Origin of the sequence: Flavobacterium sp. 316 (genome assembly GCF_000967805.1) — a bacterium.
GTDB lineage: Bacteria > Bacteroidota > Bacteroidia > Flavobacteriales > Flavobacteriaceae > Flavobacterium > Flavobacterium sediminilitoris.
Window position 1 is genome coordinate 17,010 of record NZ_JYGZ01000003.1, and the last position, 5,050, is coordinate 22,059.

Sequence of the window (5,050 nt, forward strand, 5' to 3'; positions counted from 1 at the left end):
CTTAGTGGAACTATCGTTGCAAATCCGTTACCTGAACCTATTTTAAAAGACGGAACTATTTGTATTACTAATAGCTCTCAAGTATATCAACCTTACACATTAGACACGGAATTACCAACTACAGGTTATAGTTTTGAATGGTACAAAGATGGTTTATTAATTTCAGGAGCAAATGAACCAATATATGTAGCTAATGCAATCGGACTATATTCCGTTATTGTTACTAACACAACTACGCTATGTTCTTCTGAAGAAGTATTTGCAACAGTGAGCTCATCACATCAATTAGATGCTTTTACAACTATTTTAACAGATGCTTTTTCTGACAACACCACTATTACAGTACTTATAAATGGAAATTCTGAAACTTACCTATATCAATTAGATGAAGGCGCTTTTCAAGAATCAAATATTTTCACCAACGTAAGTGCAGGAGAACATACTATTACAGTTACAGATACAGCAGGCTGTACTTACATAACTCAAACAATATTAGTAATTGACTACCCTAAGTTCTTCACTCCAAATGGAGATGGATATAACGACACATGGAACATTGTAGGTTTAAATCAATCAAATGCTAAACTATATATCTTTGATAAATATGGAAAATTAATCAAACAACTAAGTACTTCAGAAACCAGTAAAGGTTGGGATGGAACATATAATGGACATCAACTTCCTTCAACAGATTACTGGTTCTCTTTAGACTATTTAGAAAATGGCAATCAAAAACAATTTAAAGCTCACTTTTCTTTAAAACGATAAAAGTTCCCATCTTCGTTACCTCAACGAAAAAATAAGAAACAATAATGACTCCATTTATTTTGTCAAAACAAGAAGGTTGAAATTCTTTTTTCAACCTTCTTGTTTTTAATATATCATAATATAACCGAATAGTTATACCTTTGTACAAAATCTTTTATACGCTATGGCAACAGGTAAAAAAATACTTTTTAAAATTCTTAAAATTTCTGGAATTTCAATAGCTATTACACTATTATTACTTATCGTTTTACCTATAATTTTCGCTGATACTATTACTGAAAAAGTAAAAACATTAGCAAACGAAAGTTTAGAAGGAGAATTAAATTTTGATGATTCAAACTTATCTTTTTTTAAACACTTCCCTTCTTTAACCTTAACTTTAAACGAATTTAATTTAAATGGTTCTGCTCCTTTTAAAGAACAATCACTTGTAACAGCCAAAGAAATAGGTTTTGGTATTGATATTCCTAGCTTACTTTTTGGAAGTGAAACTAAAATTGATGAAATCTATTTAAACGAAGCTACCATTAACATACAAGTAAATACAAAAGGAGAAGCAAATTATAATATTTATAAATCGAGCGACACCATAAAATCGAACGATGAATCTTCAGCATCACTTCAACTTAAAGACATACAAATTAATAGAAGTCATCTTATTTATGATGATGCCTCTGCTAAAATACATATTGAAGGTAAAGGATTCAACTATAAAGGAAAAGGAAATTTATTAGAATCTAACTTTAGTTTAAAAACTACAGCAAAAATTGACAGCTTAAGCTTTGCTTATGACAAAAATGAATACCTGAAAAACAAAAAAGTACAAGCCGATTTAATTACTCGAATTAACACAAACTCACTGGCTTTTGTTTTTGAAAAAAACGATTTGATTATTAACAAATTACCTGTAGAATTTAGTGGTTTTTTCAACTTTCTAGCGAATGGATATGAAATGGACTTTAAACTGAAAACTGAAAACAGTAATTTAGAAGATTTATTTACAGCTTTACCTTCAGAATATGTTACTTGGATGAATCAAACACAAATGAAAGGTAAAACAGATGCGTATTTTACTTTGAAAGGAAAATATATTGCTTCAACCAATGAAAATCCAAATGCAAATTTCAATATTAAAGTACGAGATGGCTATGTTAAACATCAAAAAGGACCTTATCCTGTTAAAGATATATACCTAAATCTTGATACTAAATTACCTAGCTTAGACATCAATCAGTTAAAAATTCAATTAGATTCTTTGTATTTTAATGTAAACGAAAACAAACTAAGTGCTATTTTAAAATCAGATGGCTTTGGGCAACGCATGCAAATTGATACAAAAATAAAATCTAATCTCGATTTAAATTTTCTTTCCAATGCACTTCAAATTCCTAACCTTAAAATTGCGGGTAAACTAGATAGTGATATTGTAGCAAAAGGTAATTATGACAAAATAGCACATACTTTCCCTATAACTAAAGGAAAATTTGCTTTAACAAATGGTTCGATACAAACAGCATACTATCCCAAACCTATTGAAAGCATTAATATAAAAGCTCAATTAAATTGTCCTACTGTTGCTTTTAAAGATGCGACTTTTACATTAACTCCTGCTACTTTTACTTTTGAAAATGAACCTTTCAACATGTCTGCTTCTTTCAAAAATTTTGATGATATTGAATACGATATTAAAGCAAATGGAATTTTAAACCTCGCCCCTATTTATAAAGTTTTTTCCCAAAAAGGATTAGATCTAAACGGAATTATTAAAGCAAATGTTTCGCTAAGTGGAAAACAAAGTGATGCTACAAATGGAAACATTAAAAACTTAAAAAATAGTGGAACACTTGAGCTTGAAAATATTGTAACAACAAGTGACTATTTAGCAAAACCCTTTCTTATTGAAAAAGGTCTTTTTACATTCAATCAGGATAAAATGAACTTTTCCAATTTTAATGGAAAGTATGGACAATCAGATATTACCATGAATGGTTATGTTTTAAATGTAATTAATTTTATTTTATCCGAAAAGGAAACCATAAAAGGAACATTTGATTTAGCTTCTCAATATTTAAACATTAACGAATTTATTCCAGCAACAACTCAAAAAACAGAAGATGATACTGTTATTACAACTCCTAGTGTTATTGAGGTGCCGACAAATTTAGATGTCGTAATTCAAACTCGTGCTCAAAAAACACAATATGACGACATTGTTATAACTAATTTAAATGGACTTATTGCTTTACAAAAAGGAACAATAACACTCTCAAATGGTACACTTGGAATTGTAGGTGCGACTGCAAAAATGAAAGGAACTTATCGAAATGAAGGAAAAGAAAAAGCTTATTTTGATTATACTATAAAAGCTAATGATTTTGATATTAAAAGAGCGTACAATGAAATTAAACTTTTTAGAGAGATAGCTACTGCTGCTGAAAATGCGGAAGGAATAATCTCTTTAGACTATACCATAAAAGGAATACTTAATAAAAATATGGAACCTGTTTTCCCTTCATTAGAAGGAAATGGAATACTTTCAGTAAAAAAAGTAAAAATGAAAGGATTTAAAATAATGAATGTTGTTTCGCAAAAAACAAATAATCCCGACATTAAAGACCCAGATGTAAGTGAAGTTGATATAAAATCAACCATTAAGAACAATTTACTTACTGTAGAGCGTTTCAAATTTAAAGTATCTGGCTTTCGTTTACGGTTTGGAGGACAGACTAGTTTAGATGGAAAACTCAATTTAAAAATGAGATTAGGATTACCTCCTCTTGGACTTATTGGTATTCCTATTAAAGTAACAGGAACACAAGACAATCCTAAAATTCAATTAGGCAAAAAATCGGAAGATTTAGAAGAAACCATTTATGAAGATGGTGTAACACCAATTACAACTCCTACTGATTCTATAGGAATACCAAAACCTAATGTCATAATAGATTCTACTGCTATTATTGTTCCAGTAATCCAAAATGATAGTATTAAACAAAATATATTGCCATTGGAAAAAGAAAACGATAGCATTAAACAAAACACACTACCACTAAAAAAAGAAAGCGATAGTGTTCCTAAAAAAAAGATTAATTTACCCTATTAAAGAGGATTAATTTTTATATAACACACTAAAAAACGTTCTAAAGCTTATGTTCTAGAACGTTTTTATTTTATTTAGTTATCCTTTATATTACTATACAACAAGCTACCCCGTTTCACTATAAACATATTAAATCCATTACCTAATTTATCAGTACAATATAATTTTAATATTCCAGTTTAAAAAATAATTACAAACACTACTTAATTACTCCATTAACATATAAATCTATAAAAACTCTTTCTTTACATTTAAAATCATAAAAAAATAATCGAATAATTACTGAAAAAACTACCGATTGTGCAGCAATGATTTTGACATCAAAATGATTTTGAAATTCTAAAATCATGTTTTTTTCTTTTTACAATCAGATTCGTTATCAATTTCCTAAAAAATTAGTTTTAAAATTTCATTATTAATTAATATTAATAGTTATTTTTACGCTTTATTAACTAAATAACATTATTTTTTAAAATGAAAAAAACTACTTTAATGTGTTTCATACTATTGACGCTATGGTGTCAATCTTATGCTCAATTTACCGAAAACTTTGATACCAGTACTAATTTACCTACAGGCTGGTCTGTTATTAACCAAGGTGGATCAAATGAATGGAACATCACTAATATTGGTACTGGTGCGCATTCAGGAACAAACGTTGCTAGAATCGTATTTAACACAACAGCTCATGATGATTACTTGATTAGTCCTGCTATTGCTGTAACAGCAGGTTTAAATGACAGAATTTCATTTTATATTAAATCATTGAGTTCTACATTTTTAGAACCATACGAAGTATTATTATCTACCACTACAAATACTAGTGATTCTGATTTTTCTATTACCTTACAAGCAAGTGAAATTGCAAGTAATAGCTGGACAAAAAAAGAGTTTGATTTAACAGCTTATGATGGCCAAACTATTTACATTGCTATTAGAGCTACTGGAACAGATAAATACCATCTTGCTGTTGACGATTTTGTAAATGATACTCCTCCTACTTGCCTTCAACCAACAAATTTAACAGCTTCTGCTATGACAACTACAGCTGCAATATTAAGCTGGACAGAAGCAGGATCTGCTTCATTATACAATGTTGAAGTTGTTAGTTCTGGATCTACACCTACAGGAACAGCAACAGATTYGGGTGTTACTAATTCATTTAACAAAACAGGATTAAAT

General features: G+C 29.1%; 4 protein-coding genes. 3 read left to right on the forward strand and 1 reads right to left on the reverse strand.

The window, feature by feature from the left end; translation table 11 throughout:
- Together SY27_RS06320 and SY27_RS06325 are read left to right on the forward strand one after the other, a co-directional pair.
- Positions 1-768: T9SS type B sorting domain-containing protein (locus tag SY27_RS06320; protein WP_045968372.1), on the forward strand; the 768-nt coding region annotated here is incomplete at its 5' end.
- A 163-nt stretch (positions 769-931) separates the two neighbouring features.
- Positions 932-3,871 carry an AsmA-like C-terminal region-containing protein gene (locus SY27_RS06325; protein ID WP_082084313.1) on the forward strand — a complete coding sequence of 980 codons (2,940 nt, stop codon included), beginning with the start codon at positions 932-934 and terminating at the stop codon, positions 3,869-3,871.
- A 196-nt stretch (positions 3,872-4,067) separates the two neighbouring features.
- Here SY27_RS06325 and SY27_RS18815 read toward each other — a convergent pair whose 3' ends face one another.
- Entirely contained in the window at positions 4,068-4,217 is a 150-nt protein-coding gene (locus SY27_RS18815) for a hypothetical protein (protein WP_161794129.1), read from the reverse strand.
- A 125-nt stretch (positions 4,218-4,342) separates the two neighbouring features.
- Here SY27_RS18815 and SY27_RS06330 point away from each other — a divergent pair.
- Positions 4,343-5,050, forward strand: a 708-nt coding sequence (locus SY27_RS06330; protein ID WP_045968373.1) for a choice-of-anchor J domain-containing protein, incomplete at its 3' end; no start/stop codon positions are given.